General features: G+C 42.1%; 24 protein-coding genes and 2 pseudogenes. 10 read left to right on the top strand and 16 right to left on the bottom strand.

Going from position 1 to position 26214, the window contains the following annotated elements:
* Positions 1-248: 248 nt before the first annotated feature.
* Positions 249-1802: an NAD(P)H-hydrate dehydratase gene (locus tag RMY27_RS26450; protein ID WP_322667839.1), complete on the top strand. Its 1554-nt coding sequence runs from the start codon at positions 249-251 to the stop codon at positions 1800-1802.
* Positions 1803-1863: 61 nt separating this feature from the next.
* Here RMY27_RS26450 and larC read toward each other — a convergent pair whose 3' ends face one another.
* Entirely contained in the window at positions 1864-3150 is a 1287-nt protein-coding gene (gene larC / locus RMY27_RS26445; protein ID WP_322667861.1) for a nickel pincer cofactor biosynthesis protein LarC, read from the bottom strand.
* Positions 3151-3325: 175 nt separating this feature from the next.
* Between larC and RMY27_RS26440 the strand changes: the two genes are divergently transcribed.
* From RMY27_RS26440 to RMY27_RS26430, 3 genes are all read left to right on the top strand, one after another.
* A complete protein-coding gene (locus tag RMY27_RS26440; protein ID WP_322667838.1) occupies positions 3326-3985 on the top strand; it encodes an L-threonylcarbamoyladenylate synthase in 660 nt (219 codons plus the stop codon).
* A 405-nt stretch (positions 3986-4390) separates the two neighbouring features.
* Positions 4391-5611, top strand: a complete 1221-nt coding sequence (locus RMY27_RS26435) for a HetZ-related protein (protein ID WP_322667837.1) — start codon at positions 4391-4393, stop codon at positions 5609-5611.
* A gap of 637 nt (positions 5612-6248) precedes the next feature.
* Complete coding sequence (locus RMY27_RS26430; RefSeq protein WP_322667836.1) at positions 6249-6725, top strand: PD-(D/E)XK nuclease superfamily protein; 477 nt, start codon at positions 6249-6251, stop codon at positions 6723-6725.
* Here RMY27_RS26430 and RMY27_RS26425 read toward each other — a convergent pair.
* Positions 6697-7554, bottom strand: coding sequence for a DNA adenine methylase (locus RMY27_RS26425; protein ID WP_322667835.1), 858 nt, complete (start codon positions 7552-7554; stop codon positions 6697-6699). The two genes, RMY27_RS26430 and RMY27_RS26425, sit on opposite strands and share 29 nt — an antisense overlap.
* 165 nt (positions 7555-7719) lie before the next feature.
* Between RMY27_RS26425 and RMY27_RS26420 the strand changes: the two genes are divergently transcribed.
* The 3 genes from RMY27_RS26420 (at position 7720) to RMY27_RS26410 (ending at position 9540) form a co-directional block, all read left to right on the top strand.
* On the top strand, positions 7720-7926 hold the full coding sequence (locus RMY27_RS26420; RefSeq protein ID WP_322667834.1) for a DUF751 family protein: 207 nt from the start codon (positions 7720-7722) through the stop codon (positions 7924-7926).
* 119 nt (positions 7927-8045) lie between these two features.
* Positions 8046-8465 (top strand): 30S ribosome-binding factor RbfA, encoded by a 420-nt coding sequence (gene rbfA / locus RMY27_RS26415; protein ID WP_322667833.1) that lies wholly within the window; start codon positions 8046-8048, stop codon positions 8463-8465.
* 838 nt (positions 8466-9303) lie between these two features.
* On the top strand, positions 9304-9540 hold the full coding sequence (locus RMY27_RS26410) for a DUF4327 family protein (RefSeq protein ID WP_094347157.1): 237 nt from the start codon (positions 9304-9306) through the stop codon (positions 9538-9540).
* A 524-nt stretch (positions 9541-10064) separates the two neighbouring features.
* Here the strand turns inward: RMY27_RS26410 and RMY27_RS26405 are convergent.
* Positions 10065-10418 carry a hypothetical protein gene (locus RMY27_RS26405; RefSeq protein ID WP_322667832.1) on the bottom strand — a complete coding sequence of 118 codons (354 nt, stop codon included), beginning with the start codon at positions 10416-10418 and terminating at the stop codon, positions 10065-10067.
* Positions 10419-10747: 329 nt separating this feature from the next.
* Here RMY27_RS26405 and RMY27_RS26400 point away from each other — a divergent pair.
* A pseudogene (locus RMY27_RS26400) lies at positions 10748-11155 on the top strand (cation diffusion facilitator family transporter); the annotation flags it as partial.
* 247 nt (positions 11156-11402) lie between these two features.
* Here the strand turns inward: RMY27_RS26400 and RMY27_RS26395 are convergent.
* The 9 genes and pseudogenes from RMY27_RS26395 to RMY27_RS26355 form a co-directional block, all read right to left on the bottom strand.
* The gene (locus RMY27_RS26395) at positions 11403-11807 is read right to left on the bottom strand and encodes a response regulator (protein WP_322667831.1); all 405 of its coding nucleotides are present in this window, start codon (positions 11805-11807) and stop codon (positions 11403-11405) included.
* A gap of 736 nt (positions 11808-12543) precedes the next feature.
* A complete protein-coding gene (gene guaA / locus RMY27_RS26390) occupies positions 12544-14166 on the bottom strand; it encodes a glutamine-hydrolyzing GMP synthase (RefSeq protein WP_322667830.1) in 1623 nt (540 codons plus the stop codon).
* Between the two features lie 228 nt (positions 14167-14394).
* Positions 14395-15510, bottom strand: coding sequence for a cobalt-precorrin-5B (C(1))-methyltransferase CbiD (cbiD, locus tag RMY27_RS26385; protein WP_322667829.1), 1116 nt, complete (start codon positions 15508-15510; stop codon positions 14395-14397).
* 189 nt (positions 15511-15699) lie between these two features.
* Positions 15700-15900 (bottom strand): annotated as a pseudogene (locus RMY27_RS26380) (restriction endonuclease); the annotation flags it as partial.
* Between the two features lie 191 nt (positions 15901-16091).
* Positions 16092-16343, bottom strand: a complete 252-nt coding sequence (locus RMY27_RS26375; protein ID WP_322667828.1) for a DUF6887 family protein — start codon at positions 16341-16343, stop codon at positions 16092-16094.
* Positions 16330-16518 (bottom strand): DUF6888 family protein, encoded by a 189-nt coding sequence (locus RMY27_RS26370; RefSeq protein ID WP_099099501.1) that lies wholly within the window; start codon positions 16516-16518, stop codon positions 16330-16332. Before RMY27_RS26370 ends, RMY27_RS26375 begins: the two co-directional genes overlap by 14 nt.
* A gap of 49 nt (positions 16519-16567) precedes the next feature.
* Complete coding sequence (locus RMY27_RS26365; RefSeq protein ID WP_322667827.1) at positions 16568-16864, bottom strand: hypothetical protein; 297 nt, start codon at positions 16862-16864, stop codon at positions 16568-16570.
* 36 nt (positions 16865-16900) lie between these two features.
* Positions 16901-17497, bottom strand: coding sequence for a DUF3177 family protein (locus tag RMY27_RS26360; protein ID WP_322667826.1), 597 nt, complete (start codon positions 17495-17497; stop codon positions 16901-16903).
* A gap of 487 nt (positions 17498-17984) precedes the next feature.
* Positions 17985-18230: a Calvin cycle protein CP12 gene (locus tag RMY27_RS26355; RefSeq protein WP_322667825.1), complete on the bottom strand. Its 246-nt coding sequence runs from the start codon at positions 18228-18230 to the stop codon at positions 17985-17987.
* Between the two features lie 374 nt (positions 18231-18604).
* Between RMY27_RS26355 and RMY27_RS26350 the strand changes: the two genes are divergently transcribed.
* The gene (locus RMY27_RS26350) at positions 18605-19837 is read left to right on the top strand and encodes an FIST signal transduction protein (protein WP_322667824.1); all 1233 of its coding nucleotides are present in this window, start codon (positions 18605-18607) and stop codon (positions 19835-19837) included.
* Between the two features lie 59 nt (positions 19838-19896).
* Here the strand turns inward: RMY27_RS26350 and RMY27_RS26345 are convergent, their stop codons facing one another.
* Complete coding sequence (locus RMY27_RS26345; protein ID WP_322667823.1) at positions 19897-21024, bottom strand: metallophosphoesterase family protein; 1128 nt, start codon at positions 21022-21024, stop codon at positions 19897-19899.
* A gap of 441 nt (positions 21025-21465) precedes the next feature.
* Between RMY27_RS26345 and RMY27_RS26340 the strand changes: the two genes are divergently transcribed.
* A complete protein-coding gene (locus RMY27_RS26340) occupies positions 21466-22338 on the top strand; it encodes an S-methyl-5'-thioadenosine phosphorylase (protein ID WP_322667822.1) in 873 nt (290 codons plus the stop codon).
* Here the strand turns inward: RMY27_RS26340 and RMY27_RS26335 are convergent.
* From RMY27_RS26335 to RMY27_RS26325, 3 genes are read right to left on the bottom strand one after another with little or no spacing between them, the layout of a single operon-like run.
* Entirely contained in the window at positions 22315-22515 is a 201-nt protein-coding gene (locus RMY27_RS26335; RefSeq protein WP_322667821.1) for a hypothetical protein, read from the bottom strand. The genes RMY27_RS26340 and RMY27_RS26335 overlap by 24 nt on opposite strands.
* 33 nt (positions 22516-22548) lie before the next feature.
* The gene (locus tag RMY27_RS26330) at positions 22549-24330 is read right to left on the bottom strand and encodes an AAA-like domain-containing protein (RefSeq protein ID WP_322667820.1); all 1782 of its coding nucleotides are present in this window, start codon (positions 24328-24330) and stop codon (positions 22549-22551) included.
* Entirely contained in the window at positions 24323-25858 is a 1536-nt protein-coding gene (locus RMY27_RS26325) for an AAA-like domain-containing protein (protein WP_322667819.1), read from the bottom strand. The genes RMY27_RS26330 and RMY27_RS26325 overlap by 8 nt, the downstream gene beginning before the upstream one ends.
* Between the last annotated feature and the right edge of the window lie 356 nt (positions 25859-26214).

The raw sequence follows: 26214 nt of genomic DNA, 5'->3' as shown, positions 1-26214 counted from the left end.
GCTTCATTATCTTGAAAACTTGCTTTGCCCACCTAGTTTTCTCTGTTCTACATTACCTTGAGTTTTATTCATGGAGAGTAGTTTTTGTACAAAGCTATGGGGGTTAATCCAGATTTTGTCCTTATCCCCGACGCACTTGGCATCCTTGAAGATGTGGAAATCGGTTTGTAACTTTTTTGAGTGGAATATGAGTCAATTTTGCTAAACTTTCAGTTACCCTGAAACTCATAACTCACCACTCAGGACTGATGCAAGATAGGCAAGAACAAATTTCGCAAGTGGTAGTGACTGCTGGGCAGATGCACGATATTGAAAAGCGGATCTTTGCAGCGGGAATGCCTGTAGTTGCTTTGATGGAAAAGGTAGCGGGATTAATTGCTCGTCGCATTCCAGAGATTCCTGCAAACACCCCTTTGTTAAGGGGATCTCGTGTGGGAATTCTTGTCGGCCCCGGTCATAATGGTGGCGATGCTTTAGTCGTAGCTCGTGAATTATACTTTCGTGAGTATAAAGTTTGGATTTATTCTCCTTTTTCTAAGCTTAAAGAATTAACTTCGCAGCACTTGCAATATGCCCAGAGTTTGGGCATTCCAATTTATCAAACAATTGAGCAACTGCCAGATTCTGATTTGTTGATTGATGGCTTGTTTGGATTTGGTTTAGAAAGAAACCTGACCGATCCCATTGCCTCTGCAATTAATCAGCTAAATGAATTATCTATACCGATTTATAGTATCGATTTACCTTCAGGTTTACACACTGACACTGGCGAAGTATTGGGAACTGCCATTCGCGCTACTCACACATTTTGCTTAGGTTTATGGAAACTTGCTTTCTTCCAAGATCGAGCGTTGGAATATCTTGGTAAAGTTGAGTTAATCGATTTCGATATTCCTTTAGCTGATGTAGAAGCTGTTCTCAAAGATGCACCTAAAATTAAACTTATTACACGAGCAAAGGCACTTGCTACTTTACCTTTACCCCGGCCAGCAGTTACTCACAAATATAAGGAAGGACATTTACTGCTCATTTGCGGTTCGCGGCGCTATGCCGGTGGGGCAATTTTAACTGGTTTGGGTGCTAGGGCTAGTGGTGTCGGGATGCTTTCGATTGCCGTACCTGAATCCTTGAAATCTATTTTGGTGTCACACTTGCCAGAAGCACTAATTGTCGGTTGTCCAGAGACGGAAAGTGGAGCGATCGCCCACCTACAATTACCACAAAACACCGATCTGAGTTCCTTTAATGCGATCGCTTGTGGCCCCGGTTTAACACGAGATGCTACGCCCATTGTCCAAGAAGCGATCGATAGCAATCGCCCTTTGCTTCTCGATGCCGATGGTTTAAATATCTTGGCACAAATGGGAGCGATCGCCACATTAAAAAAACGCCAAGCAGTAACCGTACTCACACCCCACACTGGCGAATTTGAACGATTGTTTCCTGATGTCGCCGATGCCAAACATGACAAAGTGAAAGCAGTACAGGAAGCTGCCGCCGAAAGTGGGGCGATAGTATTGTTGAAAGGGGCAAGAACTGCGATCGCCAACCCTCAAGGTGCTGTTTGGATTGTTCCTGAAAGCACACCCGCCTTAGCCCGTGGCGGTAGCGGCGACGTGTTAACTGGGCTACTGGGTGGATTGTTAGCGCAAGCAGCAACTAAACAGATTCCCGTAGAAGATATTGTGGCAACTGCTGCATGGTGGCATTCCCAAGCAGGTATAATAGCCGCCCAAGAGCGTACCGAATTAGGTGTAGATGCGTTTACATTGACACAATATTTGATGAAAGCTCTAACTTAGTCAATTTCCTCGTTCCTAATCTCCAATTGGGAACGAGGAAACGAGGAATGAGGAATTTGGATCAGGGATTTACCAAATACCAACGCTGTAACGCCAAACGCTGAATTTCGCGCCAGGGAATATTATGTTTTCGGGCTAAGTCTGCACAATCTTCATATTCTGGCTGCACATTTGCAATAACTTTTTCTGGTGATTGTCCTTTCCATGCTACTTTGATATGCACTTTGCCATATTCGGTTTCCACTTCTTGAATTTCCCGTTGTAAAATGGCGCGTTGCTGAGTTGTCCGCCGAATACCTAAAGTTGTAGTTTCGCGGAAGATGACAGCTTCACAACTGAGTAAATTTTCTGGATGACAAATCACAGTTAGCAAAATTCCCGGACGGGACTTTTTCATACCGATCGCTTGGGTAAAAACATCCAGCGCACCAGCAGCAAACAACGCCTCAAACGCATAGCCAATAGCTTGTGGACTTAAATCATCAATTTGGGTTTCTAATACCGAGATAGTTTCCAAATTTGAGCTAGTATCTTCAGAATCACTGAAATTTGACTGCAAACTTGTGCTTTCACCCAACCAGAGGCGTAAAATATTGGGAATGGGTAAATTGATGGTTCCTGCTCCCAATCCTATCTGCTTGATAGCGATCGCAGGTGGTGAACCAAAATCTCTTGCCAAAGTAGTGGCGATCGCGGCTCCTGTTGGTGTTACTAATTCTCTGTCAATGCCATTACTATAAACTGGACAACCCCGCATTTCCCACAGCTTTAATACCGCTGGTACTGGTACTGCCATCTGACCATGTGCAGCCCGAACAGTGCCGCCACCAGTCGGAAACGCCGAGCAGTAAAGTAGGGGCAATCCTTCGTTATTGGTTTCAATCCCCAACCAATCCAACCCCAGGCAAGTACCCACAATATCTACGATCGCATCTATAGCACCAACCTCATGAAAATGAACTTTTTCAGGTGAAATGCCATGCACCGCCCCTTCTGCCACCGCTAGCTGCCGAAATACCGCCAAACTCCAAGCTTCTGCCCTTGATGGCAACTGAGCTTTGAGAATCATCTGCTCTATTTCTGGCAAGTGGCGTGTGTGATGGTGACTGTGTTCGTGGTCGTGGTGATGGTGGTGATGGCGATCGTGTACTAAATCCACATGGACTTTAGTCGCCTGTTGACCATTCCGTTGGACAAGTTCTGCCCTTAACTGATATTCCTGTTCAATACCCAATCCATTAAGTTTTTCAATTAAATACTCCACAGGAACACCCAAACTTACCAAAGCACCCAGGCACATATCACCAGAAATTCCTGTCGGACATTGAAGATAAGCGATTTTATTCATAATAAATTTGTCATTAGTCATTAGTCATTAGTCATTAGTCATGGAGCATTGGGCATTGGGAATTGGGAATTGATCAATAATTAATAGTTCTTCTTCCCCTGCTCCCCTGCTTCCCTGCTCCCCTGCTCCCCTGCTCCCCTGCTCCCCTGCTCCCCCTACTCCCTCTCCCCGTCCTATGGCAAAAATTTTCCCAGTTCATCCGGATAATCCTCAAATTCGCCGAATAGAGGAAATAAAGTCGGCGCTCTCTAGTGGCGCAGTCATGCTTTACCCTACTGATACAGTCTATGCGATCGGTTGTGATTTGAATGCTAAGTCGGCGGTAGAACGAGTGCGGCAAATTAAACAGCTAGCAAACGATAAACCATTGACATTTTTATGTCCCTCGCTTTCAAATGTGGCAACTTATGCCTTCGTAAGTGACACAGCCTATCGGATTATGAAACGCCTGATTCCAGGGCCATACACGTTTTTGCTCCCAGCTACGAAGTTAGTACCGCGATTGGTGCAAAGCCCCAAGCGGAAAACTACTGGAATTAGAGTACCAAACCATACTGTGTGTTTGGAGTTGCTGGCAGCCTTGGGCAATCCGATTATTTCAACTTCAGCACATCTGCCACCAGATGAAGCAGATAATGGCATGATTCGGATAGATCCTGAAACGATTCAGTCGCGGGTAGACCTATTCGATCGTTTGGACAAGTTAGTAGACATAATTGTAGACACTGGCGAGGAACCTACATTTGAAGTATCCACCATCTTGGATATGACCGGAGACGAAGCAGCAATTATACGGAGGGGTTTAGGTTGGGAAGCAGCAGCAGCATGGGTATAAAAATTCCACTTCACAGGCGCACCTCTCGGTTTCGGAAATTGTGATAAAAATAACTCCAGTTTTAAAATTGTCATATTTAAAAGCGATGTCTAGGATGGGCTGTTCCGTGAGGCAGTGGATATAAGAGGATGGGGGCAAAACTTGGCATAGTAAGGTATTTGACAACTTTCAGAAAATGGCGGGTACTCGTGTGCCAGCGTTGAGATGGTGGCTTGTGAAGAAAACCGACACATTGCCATAACTGTAACTCTTTCGTATTTCCTATAGTTTTGATATATGAGCTTTAGATGTGAGCATTATATACGACAAGTCTTGATGGATGAATGCCTTAAGATTCACAAGCCTTGGACGGTCTTGATTGCTGTGTCTGCGTTGTAATTACGGTGCAATACTACTGGAAAAGTCATGAAAGCTAACGTCGTCAATCTACCAAACTCTACACCAATTTTTGAGAACCACGTTTCAACTGAAGAATTTTCAAATAGCAGCAGCGATCGCTTGATTCAATTGCTGTCTGAAGAAATGCAAGCGCAAGTGAAAGCAACACCCAAGTGTGTAGAAGCTTTAGCAAAGCGCATAGCCGTAGAAGTAGAACGCATTTGCGATAAAAGCTCCCGTATTCAAACATCTGGGGAAATTAAGTCCTGGCAGATGACTTTGGGAAGGCATCGGATGCAAAAGTGCTTACGTTACTACCAACTAGGTTCCAAGCAAGGGCGGGTGGAATTACATAGCAACTTGGGTGCTATGGTTTACCGCCATGTAACTATGTCCGGCTCTGAGTTGGGCTTTGATGCTCGTTACAGCCTGATTGAAGATTTTTTACAAGCATTTTATATCGAAGCGATTAAAGCTTTCCGTAGAGAAAACGAACTACCAGAGAATCACACGCCACGTACTCAGCTGCAATTAGCTGAATACATGGCTTTTACAGAACAGTATGCCAAACGCCGGATCAATTTACCTGGCGGTGCAAATCAGCAATTGATTATCTTGCGCGCCCAAGGTTTTGCTCGTCGTCAGCCCCAAGAAACTACCGTGGATATTGAAATGGCGGTAGAGTCTGCTAAGGGTGAAGAAGCAGAATCTTACCAGCGTAACTCGGCGGTGCAGCAGCTGCGATCGCAAATGATCGCCCAAACTAATTTCGATCCATCTGAAGAATCAGAACGCGATCGCGTCATCGCTGAATTGATGAAATACCTGGAATCTCAAGGTCAATCTGATTGTATGAACTACCTCAGCTTGAAACTTCAAGACCTCTCAGCCCCAGAAATTGACCAAATTCTCGGTTTAACCAGCCGTCAGCGCGATTATCTCCAACAGCGCTTTAAATACCACGTAGAAAAGTTTGCCAAGCAACACCATTGGCAATTAGTACATCAATGGTTAGGCGCGGGTTTAGAGCAAAAGTTGGGTTTATCTTCTCAGCAGTGGGAAATCTTTGTAAATCAACTCACAGAACAGCAACAGCAAATATTAGAGTTAAAAACTGCACGGGAAAACGACGTTGCGATCGCCAAAACCATCAAATGCACCCCCAAACAGTTACAAAAGCGCTGGACTCAACTTTTAGAAATCGCATGGTCTATCCGCAACGGTCATACTGAAGCCCAGACAGGTTGAAGTCAAGGCAAAATAACTAAAATTTATCCAAGCTAAATTTCAGTTATTAGAGAGGTTGTTGAAGACGTAAAAGCTAGAATATCTCAACGTCATGGCTAGACAAGTCAACTATCCTTATAGCCGCAGAACTAGACATTATTGAGGCTTCTGACTGGTAAAAGGGGCACGAATTTGGGGTAGGCGCTGAGTTCCTACGCTGTATTGATACCTGCCTAAATTTAATTTAGCTTCACCCCAACACATACCAGATTGTTCATGAAACCTATCGCCGCGCTACAATTAGGCATTTTCCCTACGTCGTTTTGTAAGAGTTAATGAACAGGAGATTATTATCTACGATGTTTTCTATTGTTCCCAAGACCCAGAAAAATGGTGTAGTCGCTTGCAATAGTTGGCCTTTGAGACTAAAGATAAATCCATTATTTTAACTATTACCTGAATTAATAACTCGTTACCAATCAAAATTATTAATACATTTGTATTTGTTTAGTACAAAAATACCAATAAATTCGGATTTTTTACCTATTAATCCAACTACGTTTAACCAAAATCAAAAATTCATATTAAGCAACTGAACCTTTTTTACTACTTCTGTGAAATCCTATAATAAGCAGGACTTTTGGCAGAGGGATTGAAGATGGCTCTGACTCAAGGCGGACGGGCAAATAAGTCTGGGAATATTTTAGAAGCAAATGTAGAAGCAATCTTGCATGGGCATAATTATTTCCAAGTAGGGAACTATGTCCAAAAAGAATTTATACTAAATGCGACTTTATTGCCAAAACGTTATGGCAAAGAAGTTTATATTGGAACTGGAATTTATCATACCTATCTGAAGGTTGATTTTTATGTTGTTGGCTCATCTGTAATGCCATCTGGTTTAATTTTTGAGTGCAAATGGCAAGAAAGCCCCGGTTCAGTTGATGAAAAATTTCCTTACTTGAACATGAATATTCAGCACTATTACCCGGCACCAACTATCGTAGTTTTAGGCGGTGAAGGTATGCGAGAAGGGGCAAGCAAATGGCTGAAAGCAAGAGTTAATGATAACCATAATTTATTAGCAGTTTATAGCTTAGATAGATTTATTGCTTGGGCAAATAAAAATCTTTAAAAGATGTAATTAGTAGTTCGTTAATAACGCCTCTATTTTTTATTTTCGAATTAATTGAACGCGCTGCTTTAATTTTATAGGTTTCAAAATTGATATCAGTATAAATTTTTTGAATAAATTCACTATCAGAATTGCATACCATAACTTTGACACCACGACTTGCTAACTCTGCACAAGTATCTCTTAAAAGTTCTTGGTCTTTTTGACTAAAACAATTTTGACTATAAGCAGTGAAATAACTAGTGTTACTGATAGGATGGTAGGGCGGATCAAAAAATACAAAGTCATCGCTGCTAGTCGCATAATTTAGGACTTCTGTAAAATCGGCTTGTTTAATTTCTGCATGAGAAAGTGCTTCGGAGGCTGCTTTTAGTAAAACTTCAGCACAAATATTGGGATTGTCATATCTGCCTAATGGCACATTGAATTTTCCCTGTGAGTTGACTCGATAAAGACCATTAAAACAAGTTTTATTAAGATAAATTAGACGAGCGGCTTTTTCTATATCAGTACCAGTAGATTTGTTTCTGACACTATAGTAATAATCTTTATCATGTCGAATTTTATGCTCTTTTAATAGAGAGATTAATTCCTCAACCCGATCTTTAACACAACAATAAGTATTAATTAATTCGCCATTAATATCAGTTAGAATGGCTGCGCTTGGTTGGAGATAGAAAAAAACAGCACCACCACCTAAAAATGGCTCATAGTAATTTTTATAACTCTTGGGAAAATAAGGAATATATTGCTGTATTAACCGACTTTTACCCCCCGCCCACTTCAAAAATGGACGTGGGCTAGTTTCCTTCGAGACTTGAATTACCATTTACTTACAATTTAACTGACAATAATTATGACTAAATAAAGCCAATATAACCGACAAGCCGAATTTTATATTAACTGGCTAATTTTCCAGCCGCATATATTACAATTGAGTAGATAAAGCATATCAAAACAAACGTAAGTATATAACAAGGCACTTTACATTCAGATGTTTGACGGATTTTGGGATAACGTCTTTCGCTACCCCCGGTACTTAATTACGATCGTCTTAGGCTTGTTTCTGAACACCTTTGGGTCATTAATACCATTGTTGAAACGCCCTGTCACCTCGATCGCTATTTTGGGTTTACTTGTGAGCAGCCTAGTTTTCCTGACTTTCACCCTACGGGCAATGCTGGGTTTGAGTCCAATCTAGACTAGTGTTATATCGGGGCTGTGCCCCACAGACGGTTGCTTTTGGCGTTGCTCCCCCTAAGTACTGTCTATTCTGCATCTATTTTTGTTGTACAACCTCTGTAATGAGGCGAAATTTTTATGGCTACAAATCGTCGGGTTTCCCGCGTTGCTGAACTGATCAAACGGGAAGTTAGCCAAATGCTGCTTAACGGAATTAAGGATGACCGTGTGGGTACCGGAATGGTCAGTGTAACTGATGTTGATGTTTCCGGCGATCTCCAACACGCCAAAATCTACGTCAGCATCTATGGTACGGATGAAGCTAAGGTAGAAACAATGGCCGGTTTAAAGTCGGCCACGGGTTACGTCCGCAGCGAACTGGGGGCGCGAGTACGGCTACGTCGTACACCAGAGGTAATATTCCTCGAAGATCGCTCTATAGAACGCGGTAATAAGGTATTAGCACTACTAAACCAACTTAACCACGATCGCCCGCCAGAAAATCTGGTAGCAGTAGAAGACAGCACCGATCAAAACGATGAGGAATTCTCCGAATAAGTAACTAAAACAACAATGTAACTTCAGAACAATTAATCTCAGCAAATCCGCCAAACAGTTTACAGACGTGACTAGATCGCGTCTGTTTTAATGTAAACATAACCCAATTCAGCAAGACACTTCTCTTCTTGTAGGCGAAACAAGGTTTAAACATTCTTCCTTGCTAAAACTCCATTCCTTAATGGGTGGAATATTCACTAATTCTGAAATTCTGACTCCTGTTTATGTGTGTCCTGATTACAAATTAGAGTATTACTCGACCCTTTTACAGATGTTTTTCCAAACAAAACTGGATGGCGTTAGTGCTGAAATTAACTAAGAAATTCTAGGCTTACTTAAGAAATTGTTAACAGATACTATGGTTAAAGCCTTCGTAGTATACTTTAGCCGTGATGTTTTGCAACAGTTTATACCTTATAAACTGACAAATATTATTGTGTTGTTTACCTTAGATAAATACCCGCAGTTATAAATCCAGGTTTTAAGGTGATTATTTGATATGTAAGCGATCTCGATATAAACTCTTCCCACCCCCAAATCTTGCCTAAATACAGTAATGGTAAGACTTTCAGACTTGTGGCATCAAAGTCATATAGTTACATAAGCAGGTTAAGTTAACTACTCGGAATTTTTTTTGTAAAGCGGATTTTTGCCAAATGTCAGGATTCGTTGACTTTCTTAACATTTCTTGAAATAATTTTAGGAGATGTAGCGTCAAAATAAAAATAGTTCCGTATAGCAAACTACAAAATCCTAGCCACAAGTCTAATTTCTGTAATGTTTGTTCCTAATTATTAACGGGAACACTATCGTAAGTGTTAATTTGTGAGTAAAAAACATGAGTGTGAATACGGTGCCTTCTATCAATTACTACTCTCTAGATGTGATTCAAGACGAAGCACGCCGACTGGTGCAAAAGGGAATGGTTAGCCGACAACAGCCAATATATAGCCTCTGCCAATACATTCCAGCGAGAGAGTGGGTTTGCGTTGAATGTGAATTAGAAAAATGTGACTTTTTGTTACGCGATCGCATTGGCGACCTAATTGGTCGCGAACAGTGGGATAACGACTAATCAATGTTTTATTTCGGGTTTGTGATTGGGGATTTGTTTTTGATGTGTGTATGTCATCATTAGCGATTCATCGCTCAATCAGGGGAATAAACTCTGGTTTTTGATGAGCATTGCCCTATACAGAATCTTGCGTTTTTGATTAATACAGAAGCATTTGAGTCTGAATTTATACAACTTTTCAAGTTAAAGAAGGCGTAAAAACCATTTGTTCTGTACATCTGGTGTCACGGCTTGAGTTTAGTATGTAGATTCTGCGAAGTTCCTACATCGATCTGATAGAAGTGTAGGAACTTCACTCTTGACTCCCAATTTATGGCATCGCTTCCCTCAAATAAGTGATAACCTGCTTGCTGTTCAAAGTCAAAATCCGTCTAGAAAAGTTTGCTAAGTCGGGCTAACCGACACCAGTTGCAACAACAAAGGGAAACTCCGCCAGCAACTGGCTCAACTTTCACAAAATCCAAAATTTTTATAGTATTTTTTCTGAAAAAATCTCGAAAAGCACAGAAAAATTGGATGAACTATTATCCTACTTGCTCTAAATATTGATTAATGTCTTCAATGATGCGAGTAAGTTCAGCCTCAGTAGTCAAGCGGATGTTGGCGTTGCGGACAGTCAGCAAAACTTTGGCTGCGAAGGGTGTTGGCCAGATATTAGGATTACAAAAAACTTCTAAAAATACTTCACCTGTATAACGATATTCCAAAGGAGGCTGGGGAGCGACTCTACCACCGCCAGGAGTGGGTTTAGCGGCGATCGCTTTTAGGCGTTCCATCAGTTGATCTGTCGCTGTCTTTAATTCTCGTGCTGCTTCGGGTGAAAAACTGAAGGAGACTGAACCTTCAATTAAATTCAATGTTAGAGGAATTGAAGACATATTTTTTTTATTAAAACTTCTTGATAAGTACTTATATTACCGGAAGAAGGGGTCTGAATCCCACTTTGAGAGTTCCCCATGTCTTCTTCAAAGACCATTAGTACAGCTTGGCGTAATTCGTTAGTCTGTCAAGACAAGTATTTTTGCTGGCTAAATAAGTTTGTAGTAAGCACTTCAGTGCTTAATACGTAGCAGGTTGTCATCAATTTGCAATCACAGTATTATCGGGTCGTTCTGTTACCGCCGAATCAGGCTGCGAAGCCGCCATCAATTTTCAGACTCGCACCAGTCATGAAGCCAGCTTCCGCACTGGCAAGATAGGAAACCATATCGGCGGCTTGATAGGAGTTTGGCTAGGTTATCAATGGATGGATTTGGTGTTAGCTTTTCCTGTCGCCTTGTTGATATTTTGGAGTGGCTGGTCAGTTTTAAAAGAGAATTTGCCTTGGCTTGTAGATCAAATGGCGATCGCACCAGAAGCAATACACGCGATCGCAACTTCTGTTCTAGGTGTAATTAACTGTCACGCGATCGCTTCTCGCGGTCTTCTTGGTCGTCAAGTGTTCATTGAAATGCATTTAATAGTGGATGCATCAGACGTAGAAACTGCCCACCACATCACCGAAGAAGTAGAAAGCCGATTAGAAGAACGATTTCGTCCAGTGAGAATTTTAATTCACGTCGAGCCACCAGCGTATAAGTCTGAGGAAATTAGCTTTGAAACTGGAGCAATGTAGTCTCAGCTAATTCTAAATCACGTCTTAGACTATGCGGGTTCCCCTTAAAAAGGCTTGCTTTAATTTTTTCATTAAAAGGGCAGTTAGGGGGAATCAAGCCTGAACCTAAGTATATTGTCTTATTGGCAACATTTTTTTCCAAGCCAATACTTTACCAAAAGTAGTGTTCCATAACCTTGATTTCTTCGTTTAAAAATATACTCAAGAAAATAACAAATAATGACCAACAAATAACTGTATCTTGGTATTAACTCTTATAAGAAGCAACCAAATCTGCGACGATCGCAACTAGTTCTCCGGGATCGACTGGTTTAGGCACATGAGTCTGAAAACCCGCTTCCAGAGCACGGCTACGATACTCGCTATCGCCATAAGCAGTTAAAGCGATCGCCGGAAGTTTTTCATAAATATCAGGCTTCAGTGACCGGATCTTGCGGATGAAGGTGTAGCCATCTTCATCAGGCATCGCAATATCACAAATCAAGACATCTGGTTGCAACTCAGGTAATACTTTCAATGCTACCGCCGCCGATGCAACTGCCATAATGGTGGCTCCATCAGCTTCCAACACAGTAGTAATGTAAAAACGGCTATCATCATCATCATCAACTACGAGGATGTTTAAGCCAGCAAGGGGAAGAGCAGGTTCCATAACATCTCCATTAACGTTGATCGAATGAAATGTATTTCCAATCAGCTGCTTGTTTTTATCTCTGTCACCATACCATTGGTAATTTTACTGCGATCGCGCCGATTTTCCTAGAAAATAACTCAATTTGTCTAGTCAACATCCAATTGATGCTTAGTTATTCACTGGCATTTATAATTATTGACTGGATAAAATTATGTTAGTGTTTAAATCACTTTACATTTAAAAATTAACTTTAACCAATAGTTTGTTTAAGTTCAAAAATAATCTTACTAGCTACTGACTGCTTTATTACTAACAGGTTTGGATTTTGATGAAGCTATTTAAAAATCAAAATAGTAGTACCAATCCTCCGTAAGCTTGTACTTAATTTTTACTTTTTCTACTTAGCGTACTGGGCAGCTGCTTTAATAAAGAAGTGCATCTTCATAGCCAATTGGGATAAGGTTACTTAAAATTTAGCAAATACGGTAATTTGCGGCATTCTTACTCTTATAAACCAAAAGTCAAAAAAAATAGACAATGCCGAGTCTTAAAACTAGTCAGGTCGGCATTATCATTTTTCAATACAGTAGAAGCAAAGCCGAAAACGCTCCGCCTCAGGTCAGGAATTAGGAGCCAGAAGTAATATATCTGACTATCAACTTGCAAACTGCGATATGTGAATTTAAACTCCTGCAAGTAATCTCAAGCGTAGTAAAGAGTAATGAGCCTTTAGTTAAGTCAACTCAAAACTTGATTACTCCCATTCAATGGTTCCAGGTGGCTTAGAGGTGATGTCATAAACCACTCTATTCACCCCTTTCACCTCATTCACAATTCGAGTAGAAATCACTTCCAGGACATCATAAGGTACTCTCGCCCAATCAGCAGTCATGCCATCTTCACTGGTAACAATCCGCAAAACAATGGGGTAAGCGTAAGTACGTTGATCTCCCATAACGCCAACACTACGAATTGGCAGCAATACAGCAAATGCTTGCCAGAAATCATGATACATACCGCGTTGGTTAATTTCTTGCCGCACAATCAAATCAGCATCGCGCAAAATATTTAACCGCTCAGATGTAACTTCCCCCAGAATCCGAATTGCTAAACCAGGCCCAGGAAAAGGTTGCCGTTGAACAATTTCTTCTGGTAAACCAATGGAACGCCCAAGTTTGCGGACTTCATCTTTAAATAGTTTCCGCAGTGGTTCAACCAATTTAAATCTTAGGTCTTTGGGCAAACCGCCAACATTGTGATGACTCTTAATTTTCACCGCTACCCGCTCACCACTTTGGGGATCTACATTGGTGTCAGCAGATTCGATCACATCTGGATAAAGAGTTCCTTGAGCTAGATAGTCAAAGTGACCGAGGCGCTTGGATGTTTCTTCAAATACACTGATAAATTCGTGTCCGATGCGGCGGCGTTTTTCTTCAGGATCAGTGATCCCAGCAACTTTAGCCAAAAAGCGATCGCGAGCGTTAACATACTCTACAGGAATGTGAAACTGCTCTTGGAATAGCTTTACCAATCGCTCTGGTTCATACTTTCGCATAAAGCCTTGGTCGATAAACACGCAAGTCAGTTGCTCACCAATTGCTTTGTATAGCAAGAAAGCCAGGGTAGAAGAATCTACTCCCCCAGACAGCGCCAACAGCACCCGCTTTTCACCAACTCTGGCGCGAATTTCTCGAATTGCTTCTTCAACAAAAGCCGCTGTTGTCCAAGTGGGTTCGCAATCGCAGATATGGTAGACAAAATTACGGATTAATGCTATACCACCGACAGAATGCACTACCTCTGGATGGAACTGAACGCCGTAAAGTTTCTTTTCGTGGTCAGCAATAGCAGCACAGGGAGTATTTTCTGTATGTGCCAGCAATTCAAACCCTGATGGCATTTGGATAACTGAGTCTCCATGACTCATCCACATAGTAGTGCCATCTTCAACATTAGTAAGCAAATCTGTGGGATCATCAATATATAATAAGGCTTTGCCGTATTCACCTCGATCGGCCTTTGCCACTTCCCCACCAAGTTGGTTTACCATCAACTGCATCCCATAGCAAACACCCAAAATGGGTATTCCCAAATTCCAAATTTCTGGGTCACAATGGGGAGCGTTATCACTATAAACTGAACTTGGGCCACCTGAGAGGATGATTCCCTTGGGATTGAGTTGGCGCAAATGTTCAGAACTAGTGCGATAGGATAAAACTTCGGAGTATACTTGAGTTTCGCGGATGCGACGCGCAATCAACTCAGAATATTGAGAGCCAAAATCCAGAATTACAATTAATTGGCGATCAAGCCGCCCAAAATTTTCCAATGTTTGGGGCGCTTGTTCTGTTGGTAGAGTCACCGCTGTATTCATGACGGAAGTGTTATATCTGTTAAGGATAAATAGATGCTTTGTGGTCTATGGTGATGCTATTATCCAGCCTGGATAGGCTGATAATGGTATAAAAAGCCTTGACAAACGCTATTTTAGGTGCATTTGTCAAACCCCGGAGTTGGAGATGGTATTAAAACGATAAATCTACCCTAGAGTGGTTACTTAAAGGATTATTTTTTTGGATTGTTTACGATTATTCATAATAAATTAACATAATTTTCCTATTAACAGACCAGCAGTTTTACTCTTCACGATAATTTTGCGATCGCGATCAAAGAGAATAGAGCCACAGATTGTTGCTTTTGTGCCGCTTTCGCTATGACTTTGAATGTATTCTTGTGAACGAACATCGATAGTTTCGGCGATCGCACTGTAAACTTTATTTACCCAATCACTACCAGTTGCAGCATCTAGCGATTTTAAGTGTGTTAATGCTGCTTCAGCAGTAGCACTATTAAACACAGCCTGGATATCTGGTGATTTTAAACCTGCGATCGCACAGTGCGCAGCTAAAATTTCCCGCCGTCCATCAGCCAAGTAGTGGTGAGTGTGAAAAATCCCGCCAGCCAGCTTCATCAGCTTCCCGTGATAGCCAAATAATAAGATTTCTTTTACACCCAGCAGATCAGCTTCTACTAACATTGGGCCCAGCCAGTTAGCAGTTTTGACCAATTGATCAGGATTAATCCCTAGTTTACGCGCCAAATCTAGGCCATTCTCCCCAATACAAAATACTAAACTCTCAAAACGACTGGCTTTATTTTGTAATTCTGCCCGAAAAACTGCAAGCTGATCTGGTGTACTTAAGGGTTGAGAAATGCCAGTTGTACCTAAAAGAGAAAGTCCTTCAACCACACCAAAGGCAGAATTTGAAGTGCGAACAGCAAGCGATCGCCCTTCAGGTAGAATAATCGTCACCGTGATTTTTTCCCCCGGTGCTAGTATCCGTTGCAAATTCTCTTGTAACAGTCTTTGAGCATAAGCATAAATAGCCGGCTTGTCATCAGCGTTTAATTGCCTACCAATCCCTTCTCCACCTTTAATAGTTACTGCATCATCACCCTGTTCTCGCCATTCCACCAATGCCCAAATCGGTGTATCTTTAGTCAAATCGAGATTATCGCCGGGATCGCTGCGAGTTATTGCTAAAGCTGTATTCTCAGATAATCCTGCTACCTGTTCAATGGGGATTTCAGCAATTTGAGCTGGTTCAATCAAATCTATAGAGGCTAAAGTTAGAGGTTTGCGATCGTGTAACCAGTGTAAAGCTGCAATAGCAGCAGCACAGGCAAAGACGGGAAGTGTGTATCCAGAACGGGACATTTTTTAAATTTAAAAGTCAAAATAATTCTTCAAAAATAAAGACAGTTTTAGACGGCAATTTAGATCTGAACTGTAGCTTACTTCCTTCATGGTAATGCCAATAATCGTAGCGTGTAACCTCGACAACGCTACTGGCAGCTTTCGTCCGTCCTCTGCCGTGAAGTGTTAGGTGACTAGCTCAATTATTTTTCATTTTCTTCTTCCCTGAATAATTCTATCAATCCAATTCAACAAATCACTTTTGTCAACTTTACCAAGAATGTAAGTATCTCTTTCCACCCGCTCAAGAGCACCTTTTGTAAGATATGTTGAAGTCACTAAAATACCTTTGCTTGCTTTATGTTCGCTACGGGTACCTGCCAACTCTCGTATCACCTCTATCCCCACTTTGTTCTCAGCCTTGGCTTCTTATGTTTAGCTTGCCAAACAGCCTTAAACAGTCCACTCTCGCCTAAATCCTTAGTTGCAATCAAATCTTTACCACCATCATTGAGACAAATTCTTAACTATGCCATTACCAAAACATAAAGCAGCACAACGCCACAGTTGAGCCACCACAAATAACCTTTGACTCTCACAGATCACTCTTGATCGGTCGACTCCAAGGCAGTGTTAGTCTGCTGGCTACTACTTCTTGCTGCTTCTAGCTTTTGGCGAATCGCTGCTTGAACCTTCTCATCAAAATCGGGATCGTTAGGGCTTGCAACAATCCTACGCGGACGCTGGTTAATCCTGTCCAAGTATGCTTGAAAAGCAGCTTGATCCCCGCGATGCTTGAGAAAATACTGTTTCAATTCAACATCAGACATTGAATCGTAATTAATTCGGCTCATCAGACAACTCTCCGTTGGGTAAAATTTGGAATTCAATCTCTTCGTCATACCCAGCAAGGATGTATACATTACGAGTCCGATTATCAACACAAATGAGGTATATGGGTTGAAGCATAATATACGTCAGTTGATAGCTAATACGATACAAACTTGCTACTTGAGCAGCAGTAGGCATTTTACTTAATTACACTAAAATTACGAACGAATTACGAATTAGTAATTAGTCAAACACCTACTTCTAATAATAAAGCTTCCATAGCTTCCCAAGAAATTCCTTGTTGAATATAACGGGGTGCTTCAGGATTGTAAGGACTGGCTACTCGGTCAATATTGAGGATGTTTGCCCCATCTGGTAGGACTGGTACATCTGCATCAAATGCCGTTGGACGCATTAAAGAACTGGAAAAGCCTTTGAAAATAGCAATTGTATCTTGCTCATCAGCAATTTCCACCGTTACAATTAGGACTTCTTTAGTGCGTTTAGCGGTGTATTGTTCCAGTCGCTTACCAATGGAATTCATTGTTTTAATAGTAAAAGTAAAGTGGCGCAGCGAGGGTTACTGTGGTGTAGCCGAGCGTCCCTGTTTGCCCAGCTTAATCAGAACAAAATAGCTCAAGTAAAGCACATAAATTACTAAACTAGTTATGCCAAGAAAACCTAAGAACTCAGCCTTACTGTTAGCATGAAAATATTCTTTGAATAGTAACGGAGCCTCGAACCAGACACGACAATAGGGAGTCTTCAACATATTGCCAGAAAAAGCACAACCCAAAAAAGGTATAAATGCTAGTGCGCCCAAAAAACAATAAACAGTTGTCGCCCAGCGCCAAGAAGTAAAAATCAATTTCAAAGCGCCACTGGTTTGATACTCAATTTCATCGTTGATATCTACCCAGAACCACAACGAAATCGGGATCAAAATCTGAGCTATTAATCCAGAGATAAAGCTAACTGGATACTGGGCAATCATTAAGTAAATCGTGATTGCCACCAAGCTTGATACTCGCCAGTATATAGCCAATAAGCGTTGTATGCCTTCTGCTTTTTGTACAAATGCCCAAATTAGAAGAATTAACGGAATAATTACTAGGAATAATACTGCCAGTCGGTAATCAATCCAGATGAAAGGTCGAAACCAAATATCATAGTCCATATTTTTTCTCAAACAATAGATAAAAAAGAAGTCAGGAGTCAAAATAATCAATCAAGTGTGATTTTATACTCCAACCTGATTGTAGACTGCTAAATAAGGCAGGGGTATTAAACCCTTTTATTCAGGAGTCAGTGAAACTCCAATTCATCCTGAATTCTTCTTGATAATAGTTTATTGAACCTCGGATGACTAGAAGTCACGAGTATTAAAAAAAATAAATTTATAGGGGCGTACATCTGTACGCCCCTAGTGCCAATTAATTGGTTGTTTAATTTATGAAAATCGCAACTTATCCCTTTGGAAGAAGCCTATTGATTCAAATAAGGAATTTATTTTTTGTTTCCACGGCTAAAATCGGTAGTTCTAAGAAAAACGCTTGCGAGTGGAGGGCATTAGTGAGTTCCCACGTCCTCCACTCTAGGCGTCTTCTTTATTCAATGCTGGTTATTTGCTCACCAAACAACAGAAAATCCAGTTACCTCAATTTCTAGTCATCGTAAACCCGGCATTCAATTGCTTCTGGATTGTCATCACAATACTGTTCTAGAGAATTTTTTGGCTTGCTTTGGCGTTTGTGCGAAGCTTCGGCTTGCAATTCTTCTACTGCATCCCAAGCAGCAGCACACTCTGGTGAGTTGCTACCGTTAATATCACAGACAGTACGCGCTTGTTCCACTTCTTCTTGGATTTTCTCTTGGATGTCGCCTTTTGCTGTTTCTTGGATGTTGGTCATTAGCTTTAGTCTCGTTGTGTGTTGTTAATACTAGTATAGAAAATGTTCAGAAATGGCAGTTTTTCGCTTGATTAATAACCATTCTAACCATTTAGTCGATCATAAGTTAGTGTTTTAGCTTATTGATTTATAACCAATACAGCAAGCTACCGTATCTATAGTACATTTACCTTTATTTTTTAAGATTTTGTGGAATTAGTAGCATAGATAAATAATCATACAATATATTTAGATGCCTATATTAGGGAATGACAACCCCAGTTTCTTGGGATGGAGGAGACAAAGGGCTGGCATCAATTCTTGTAAGATGCAATTCTTCCCAAAATAAAAAGTCAAAATCTACTAGCCTAAAAAGAGAAAGAAGCTCAAAACTCATGGCAGACCAAATGCAGTGGGCAAATGCCCTATCAACCCGTCATTCTCTGGAAGCCGCTGTTACAGATGTGGTAGAACGAGCTGTTTCATCGTTAACAGCACCTGCGGATCTAGGACTGGTATTCATTTCGTCTGCTTTTGCGAGTGAGTATTCCCGACTGTTACCCTTGTTAGCTGAAAAACTTTCTGTGCCTGTGCTAATTGGCTGTAGTGGTGGTGGTGTAATTGGGACGACAGTGAGCGGAGAAACCCAAGAATTAGAAGCTGAACCAGCTATTAGCTTGACTTTAGCACACCTTCCAGGAGTAAAAATTCAAGTTTTTCATATTGCTGCTGAAGAATTACCTGATTTAGACAGTTCACCAGATGCTTGGCTTGATTTGATCGGTGTACCATCATCACCGACACCGCAGTTCATCTTGCTGTCTAGTTCTTTCGCCTCTGGAATCAACGATTTGTTGCAGGGACTGGATTTTGCTTATCCAGGATCGACGATTGTGGGGGGACAGGCTAGTGGTGGAGGTATGGGTGGTCGTGTTGCCCTTTTTTGTAATGATACTAATGGTGAGGAACAGCAAAACTTGTATCGTGAAGGCACTGTTGGTATAGCTTTGACTGGCAATATTGTTTTGGAAACGATTGTCGCCCAAGGATGCCGACCAATTGGCAAGCCATTACAAGTTACAAAAGCCGATCGCAATATTATTTTAGAGTTAGATGAGAAAGTACCTTTGGTGGTATTGCGAGATTTGATAGCTAGTCTCAGCGAACAAGAACGGATTTTAGCACAGCATTCTCTGTTTGTTGGTGTGGCAATGGATGAATTTAAGCTGGCTTTGCAGCAAGGCGACTTTTTAATACGTGGTATTCTTGGGGTCGATCCAAATGCTGGGGCGATCGCAATTGGCGATCGCGTTCGTCCTGGACAAAGGCTGCAATTCCACCTCCGCGATGCCCAAGCCTCTGCTGAAGACTTAGAATTACTCCTCCAAAGTTATCAACATCAACGAGAATCTGAACCCTCTGCTGTAGCTGCTTTAATGTTTTCTTGTCTGGGACGAGGCGAAGGACTTTATGGTAAACCCAACTTCGATTCTGAACTATTTCAGCGCTACCTCAACGATATTCCTGTAGGTGGTTTTTTCTGTGGCGGTGAAATCGGCCCTGTTGGTGGCAGAACCTTTTTACACGCCTACACTTCAGCATTTGGAATTTGTCGCCAAAATCAGTAATGAGTGCTGAGTGCTGAGTGCTGAGTGCTGAGTGCTGAGTGCTGAGTGATGATCACCTTCTAACTCCTATTCAGCAAAAGTGTGCTGTTATTATCAATCATTGTCAAATTTCCAGCAGTAGCGATCGCTGAGTTAGACTGTGATGCACTATATGTCTGAATATAGCGCCGCACTTCTGGGGGAAAATGAGGGTAATCTAACACTGCATCCCCATCGGCAATAGTTGCCCAGAAATCGCGCAAACCAGGAGCTATTTTTTTTGCCTGTGATAACGGTAAGTTTAACGGAGAATGAGTTAGTAGCTTGATTAGGAAAGGAAAAGAGCGATCGCCCATCCACTGTCGCGATGAGTGTTGCAAGTCGGGAAACTCAGGCACTGACTCTACACGATGGGATAAAATTTGCAACGATTCTTTACCTTGGTTATCCCGATGAAACTCTAGCACTCGGTAAGGATGAGGATAGCTCACTAAAGAGCCAGTGGTAATATCGTATACTCCATCAGAGTAAGCAATATCCTGAACGTGCAAATGCCCAGTAAACACTAGCTTGACTCCGTAGCGCCTCAGCAGCTGCAATAGTTCTGCTGAATTGGACAACATATAACGATTTGCTAGTGGATGGTTCGATTGATTGGGCAAATGCTCCACCACATTATGATGTACCATCACCAAAACTAATTCATCACCAGATGCCGCCAGCGCCTCTTCTAGCCACCGTAGCTGTTTGGCATCCAAAGACCCTACCTGCTCCCCCTGATCATTAAAAGAATTAGAATTCAGTCCAATCAGCTTAACTCCAGGCAGCAATTGACGAATGTAGTACATTTGCTGGGGATCGTCATAGCCAAACTTCGTGTAATAGTAGGGAAAATCCGCAAAAGCAATTGATTGCTGATCGGCCAACAGCACAGGAACGTCATGATTGCCAGGTACAACATAGACGGGAAAAGGTAGCTGGGCTAGACATTGTTGCAACCAGGCGTGATTCTCTGGTTCGCCGTGCTGGGTTAAATCTCCTGGCAACAACAAGAAATCTAAATCGAGTTGTGTTAAATGTTCTAGTACACTTTTAAATGCTGAGATACTTACTTCTACCAGATGAAAGCGGCTAGGGTGATCCCAGATTGTGTGAGGAAGTGCCAGGTGTAAGTCGCTAACTACCGCAAAGCGAAAATTGAGAGTCATTGATTTATGAAAATGTTAAAAGCAGGGATTAAAATAAGCCTTTTTCCAAAAGTATAACGCTTGCTTTGTTTCCGTGCGTAGGAGTGTCTTTAATTAACATTTGTATACACAAAGCATCGATTATACACTATGGTGACAATTGACTTAAGGGTTAATCATAAGCATTTAATTTCCAAAAATTATCGGAAATTTGATTGCTAAAAATTATTAATTAATGCTCAAATAATTGGGCATCGCTGCTATCCGTAACTGAATAAATAATGAATGGGTAATAATTCACTAGTGTTAGCGGCATGAAATGCGATGTCTACGATGGTCACTGAGCTTGCCGAAGTGCGGGCTACGCCTACGCATATCTCATCGTAGACATTGCTTTGTTTTCTGCTACTCCCCTTTTCGATAAAATAACTGAGCAGATTAGCAAAGAACAGGTTCAGAATCATGGCTCAAGCTAGTATTGGGATTATTGGTGGTAGCGGTCTTTACAAAATGGATGCCCTCAAAGATGTCGAAGAGGTGCGAGTCGAGACTCCTTTTGGTTCACCATCTGATGCTTTGATTCTGGGGACTTTGGATGGTACACGAGTAGCTTTTTTAGCGCGTCATGGGCGCAATCACACGCTGTTACCCTCTGAGTTACCGTTTCGCGCTAATATCTATGCGATGAAGCAATTGGGTGTAAAGTATTTAATTTCAGCTAGTGCTGTGGGTTCCTTGAAAGAAGAGGCGAAACCACTGGATATGGTGGTGCCAGATCAGTTTATTGACAGAACGAAAAATCGAATTTCAACGTTTTTCGGTGAGGGAATTGTTGCTCACATTGCCTTTGGCGATCCGATTTGTAAGAATTTGGCTGCTGTATTGGCAGATGCGATCACATCCCTCAATTTACCAGAAGTTACTCTCCATCGCGGCGGCACTTATGTGTGCATGGAAGGCCCGGCTTTTTCCACTAAGGCAGAATCGAATCTTTACCGCAGTTGGGGTGCAACAATCATTGGGATGACGAATTTACCAGAGGCGAAGTTGGCAAGGGAAGCGGAAATTGCTTATGCAACTTTAGCGCTGGTGACAGATTATGATTGTTGGCATCCAGACCATGACAGTGTAACGGTGGAATTGGTAATTGGCAATTTGCTGCGGAATGCTGTGAATGCTCAAAAGGTGATTCAAGAAACTGTGCGGCGCTTGAGTGAAAATCCGCCTTTGAGTGAGGCGCATTCGGCGTTGCAGTATGCGATTTTGACTCAGTTGGATAAAGCACCAGCAGCGACGAAGGAAAAGTTAGGGTTATTGTTGCAGAAGTATTTGTAGTATTGCTGATGAATGAGCGATGTTGATGACGGGCTGTTCGGTAACGCACTTTCTCAGATTACAGCAAGAGCGAAGACATCGCACCATCATCATAAAATCATACAGGCGATCGCTCTTTCTCAGATTGGGGTTAATGTTGAGATGATGGGATGCGTAGGCGTAGCCCGTTGTAGACATCGCTCATTTGATGAATTAACCGTGCAAAAGCCATCAAACTTCAGGAGCTTTCCTTTGTGAAGTCACAACGCCCATCACCACCGCCAAAGGCACTAAGACTACTGCGTTAAGCGTCAAAATCGCTCTTTGAACTACTTTTGCCTGCTCAACAGCTTTTTGCCTTTCTTGCTCTTGTTCTTCAGCAGTTTGCAGGATGTTAGTCAAGCTTTGAGAAAGCTGATCTAACCGAATGGCTGTTTCACCACGCATAATTGTCAATAACTGCGATCGGGCAGAGGAAATCTGCTGAGGCTGCACTTGCTGGGAGTCAATTTTCTGTAATACGGCCTCGATTTGGTCAATGTAAGCTTTTAAATTAATCTTGTAATCCAGCAATAACGTTTGTAAAGTCGAACTTGTTGCTGCTAGTCTTCGGGGTTTACTTTCGATAAATCCGCCAATTTTTGACTCTAGTTGTTTAGCTTTTTCAACATTATTCAGAAAATCGGCTTTTTTGCTTTGTAGCTGTTGTGAATTTTCCAATACAGCAACTAGGTTAGAGCTATGTAATTGCGCTCCTACTACTGCATCTTTATAATTACTCAGTAGTTGTGCTTGTTCATAGCCTTGATTGAATTGCCTCACTTCCCTTTCCTGGTAGAAGTTGGCTAGCTCCAAAACAGTAAGTGAGCCAAACACGCCAATTCCAATTCCCACAGAGCAGGCATAGAAAATCTTTTGATAGATGCGCCAATAATTAGGTGGCAAATTCTTGATGATCCACTGTTCATCAAAAACTCTACTGTAGATCAGATTGCGTACCAACAACTTACCGTTCTCACGACGTACAACACCTGAGAGTTTGAGGTGGGACTTGACTAATGATTGCTCCTCATCCAGAACAGGGAGCTTACTCCGGTAAATCTCGCGGTAGGTAGTCAAAACTTCTTGGTCTGGTGAGCGTTTAGTCAACATATCGCGCACAAACTGTAAATTATTGTCTTGCTCGCTCATCGCACCGAAGAACGTGCTATGTACTACACCCTCAATATAAACTTTAGACCAACTGCTGTTACCTTGGTCTGTTATGGCGTTGCAAAGACGTTGAGTTAGATAGGGGTGTCCCTCTGTCCATTGCAGCACCCACATCAAGACCAGTTGAGCTTTATCCATTGGTAGCCTTAGTCCATTAGCCAGGGGTAAAGCTTCCTCAAAAGTAAAATCAGTTAAATCTACACGCTGTCCGATATTAAACGGTGTGCGCTTGGCATCACGAATTAAATCACCGGGAGTTGCTACCCCAATCAAGACAAATGAGAGACGGTGAAACTCAGGATTAGTAGCACGGGCTACATAGAGATAACGAATTGCGATAAAAAAATCATCAGTAAAATCCAGGCTGAGGGTAGAGTCAATTTCATCCACGAAAATCACAACTTGCCCCTCAACCTCAGCCAGCAAAACCCTCTCAAAAAACAGAGTTAGCCGTTGCGATACTCCCAGATGCTGGTGTTCTTGCCACCAACTCACCACATCTGTATCAAACATGAGTTGGTCATCCAGTTTGACTAAAAAGCCAAAATACCACTGTTCGGCTGTGACATTTGCCCCCAATTCTTGAAGGTCAACAATTACCGAGCGAATCCCCTCCTCCCTTAATGTTTCCGCCGTACGTACCATCAGGCTAGACTTGCCCATTTGGCGCGGCGTGAGGACGTAAGCGAAAGTTGCCGACCGACATAAACCGAGTAATTCCTCATCGGCTTGACGAGGAATGTAAATGCCACCGCCAGCTTGTACCGTCCCGCCAACGGTGTAAATGCTTGGATTAGCCACGCAAATGCTCCCGGAAATAATCGGTGTAAAGTTGACAACGGGGAAATACTACACGCCCTTGCCGACGCACTAAACCCGCACCCCGCAAGCGGAAAAAGATGCGCTCATCTACACAGGTGTTCTGGTGAATTACTTGGAACATACCGTGAACTAACTCCTGTTTGTTATGCAACCGGAAGAGGTGGTTACGTAAATGATTGCCAAAGGGGCCATTATCTGCGATCGCATTGGCAAATAGTTCGGTAGGATAGAGGCGATCGCTAGCAACTGAGTAAAGTGCAAGCCTTACTAAATAAGGATGTCCACCCAGTAACGCTATTAATTGCTTTTCTTCGCTAGCGTTAAAAGGTGAACCATGACGGCGGTTTAAATCAGCAACCTGTGCTGCTGTAAAGTCTTCTAAATCAATTACTAGCCCAACATTAAAGGGAGATTGGTTGAGATTATCAATTAACTGGTAGGGTTCGGTGGAAGTAACCAGTGCTAAATCCAATTGCTTCCAGATGGGAGTAGTGGCGCGGCTATTGTGCCAGCTTCGCAGCATACCAAAGAAATCAGAGCGAAAATCAGTATCAAAGACTCTTTCAACTTCATCCATCGCTAAGACAATGGGGTTGCCAAACTCCTTCAGCAAATAGCGGCCGACATAGCGAGTGCAACGCTGACTATTACCCAAAGGCATATTCCAATACTCATCAACTTTGTCAGTCATTTCCAGTTCATCGGTTAACCAAGTACAGAACTGGCGAAAGAAAAGGTCAGCATTAGTTAAGGCGGCTTTATCAAACAATTGGAAATCCAGCAAAGCAACCCGCTTCCCTGCATTTACAGCAGCATGAATTGTGCGGATTAACAAGGAACTTTTGCCCATTTGTCGGGGGCCTTTAATTGTAATTGTCACACCCTGCCGCTCAATGGTCTGCAAAGTAAGTGCATCAGATGAGCGTTCCACGTAAAAAGCGGATTGCGATTCCATTGTCCCTTCCGGCATTTCTAGCGAAACTGGCTGTGCTGAAGGAAAGGGATGGGGTAGGAGTGACGGCTGACTTATTTGGAGTAAGTCTGCTTTCGATTTTTCTTCACTGATAGCCAATGCACCGCCAGAGACAGCCTGCAATAACTCTGCAATCAGACGCGGCGTATCTTCTGCATTTTTCCAGAAGGCCCAATTAATCCCATTTAAGTAAGCACTCAAGGGATACAAGAACGGTTCTTGATAAGCCAGACGCACCGGGAGAATTATCGGGCGCCCTGATTGCGATTTTGCCAAGTGGTGTGCTGTCTCTATTTCTGCCACCACCATCTCGCTGCTGGTTGACAAGCCTGAAAGGAAAGTAATCAGAAAATCAGCTTGGCGGATTTCTGCTTCAATACATTCAGCCCAGCGTGTGCCAACGGACATGGTTTGGTCGATAAAAACTTTGTGCTGCTGCGATAGCGCCTGGAAGACTTGCAGCGCTACTGGTTCATCGGGGCTAGCATTACGCTTGTAGCTGATGAAGATGCGTTTAGCCTGTGAGTTTAACATTACTATTAACCTTGTCTTCCTTCAGCTTTTTGAGTGGAAAAGCTCATCTAGTTGTGAGTCAGTTTTGTACAAAAGTTGGGTAATTCTGTGCCTCGTCATCCAAGGGCGGTTTTTCCCTATTTTGAGGATTAGCTGAACAAATTAAGATTTTATTTACAGTGCTATCAATTAGTTACACTCTACTACAGCGCAGTTGCAGGCAATTACCGACAGCACAAAAAAATCGCTCACGGAGCTAAAAGACTCATTAACGGAGCTAAAAGACTCATTAACGGAGCTAAAAGACTCATTAACGGAGTTCAAAGACTCATTAACGGAGCTAAAAGACTCATTAACGGAGCTAAAAGACTCATTAA

It is taken from the genome of Nostoc sp. DedQUE09 (assembly GCF_034530915.1).
Classification (GTDB): Bacteria; Cyanobacteriota; Cyanobacteriia; order Cyanobacteriales; family Nostocaceae; genus Nostoc.
Note: the sequence above shows the minus strand (reverse complement) of the source record. Positions and strands in the feature narration are given on the sequence as shown.

Excerpts from the sequence above, each read along its gene's own strand:
- RMY27_RS26420 (WP_322667834.1), top strand. The coding sequence starts at position 7,720 with ATGTTTGACGGATTTTGGGATAACGTCTTTCGCTACCCCCGGTACTTA.
- RMY27_RS26340 (WP_322667822.1), top strand. The coding sequence starts at position 21,466 with ATGGCTCAAGCTAGTATTGGGATTATTGGTGGTAGCGGTCTTTACAAA.
- guaA (WP_322667830.1), bottom strand. The coding sequence starts at position 14,166 with ATGAATACAGCGGTGACTCTACCAACAGAACAAGCGCCCCAAACATTG.
- RMY27_RS26425 (WP_322667835.1), bottom strand. The coding sequence starts at position 7,554 with ATGGTAATTCAAGTCTCGAAGGAAACTAGCCCACGTCCATTTTTGAAG.
- larC (WP_322667861.1), bottom strand. The coding sequence starts at position 3,150 with ATGAATAAAATCGCTTATCTTCAATGTCCGACAGGAATTTCTGGTGAT.
- RMY27_RS26345 (WP_322667823.1), bottom strand. The coding sequence starts at position 21,024 with ATGACTCTCAATTTTCGCTTTGCGGTAGTTAGCGACTTACACCTGGCA.
- RMY27_RS26370 (WP_099099501.1), bottom strand. The coding sequence starts at position 16,518 with ATGCCTACTGCTGCTCAAGTAGCAAGTTTGTATCGTATTAGCTATCAA.
- RMY27_RS26435 (WP_322667837.1), top strand. The coding sequence starts at position 4,391 with ATGAAAGCTAACGTCGTCAATCTACCAAACTCTACACCAATTTTTGAG.
- RMY27_RS26360 (WP_322667826.1), bottom strand. The coding sequence starts at position 17,497 with ATGGACTATGATATTTGGTTTCGACCTTTCATCTGGATTGATTACCGA.
- RMY27_RS26440 (WP_322667838.1), top strand. The coding sequence starts at position 3,326 with ATGGCAAAAATTTTCCCAGTTCATCCGGATAATCCTCAAATTCGCCGA.
- RMY27_RS26430 (WP_322667836.1), top strand. The coding sequence starts at position 6,249 with ATGGCTCTGACTCAAGGCGGACGGGCAAATAAGTCTGGGAATATTTTA.
- cbiD (WP_322667829.1), bottom strand. The coding sequence starts at position 15,510 with ATGTCCCGTTCTGGATACACACTTCCCGTCTTTGCCTGTGCTGCTGCT.
- RMY27_RS26325 (WP_322667819.1), bottom strand. The coding sequence starts at position 25,858 with ATGTTAAACTCACAGGCTAAACGCATCTTCATCAGCTACAAGCGTAAT.
- RMY27_RS26335 (WP_322667821.1), bottom strand. The coding sequence starts at position 22,515 with ATGTCTACAACGGGCTACGCCTACGCATCCCATCATCTCAACATTAAC.
- rbfA (WP_322667833.1), top strand. The coding sequence starts at position 8,046 with ATGGCTACAAATCGTCGGGTTTCCCGCGTTGCTGAACTGATCAAACGG.
- RMY27_RS26405 (WP_322667832.1), bottom strand. The coding sequence starts at position 10,418 with ATGTCTTCAATTCCTCTAACATTGAATTTAATTGAAGGTTCAGTCTCC.
- RMY27_RS26410 (WP_094347157.1), top strand. The coding sequence starts at position 9,304 with ATGAGTGTGAATACGGTGCCTTCTATCAATTACTACTCTCTAGATGTG.
- RMY27_RS26355 (WP_322667825.1), bottom strand. The coding sequence starts at position 18,230 with ATGACCAACATCCAAGAAACAGCAAAAGGCGACATCCAAGAGAAAATC.
- RMY27_RS26450 (WP_322667839.1), top strand. The coding sequence starts at position 249 with ATGCAAGATAGGCAAGAACAAATTTCGCAAGTGGTAGTGACTGCTGGG.
- RMY27_RS26395 (WP_322667831.1), bottom strand. The coding sequence starts at position 11,807 with ATGGAACCTGCTCTTCCCCTTGCTGGCTTAAACATCCTCGTAGTTGAT.
- RMY27_RS26365 (WP_322667827.1), bottom strand. The coding sequence starts at position 16,864 with ATGAATTCCATTGGTAAGCGACTGGAACAATACACCGCTAAACGCACT.
- RMY27_RS26350 (WP_322667824.1), top strand. The coding sequence starts at position 18,605 with ATGGCAGACCAAATGCAGTGGGCAAATGCCCTATCAACCCGTCATTCT.
- RMY27_RS26375 (WP_322667828.1), bottom strand. The coding sequence starts at position 16,343 with ATGAGCCGAATTAATTACGATTCAATGTCTGATGTTGAATTGAAACAG.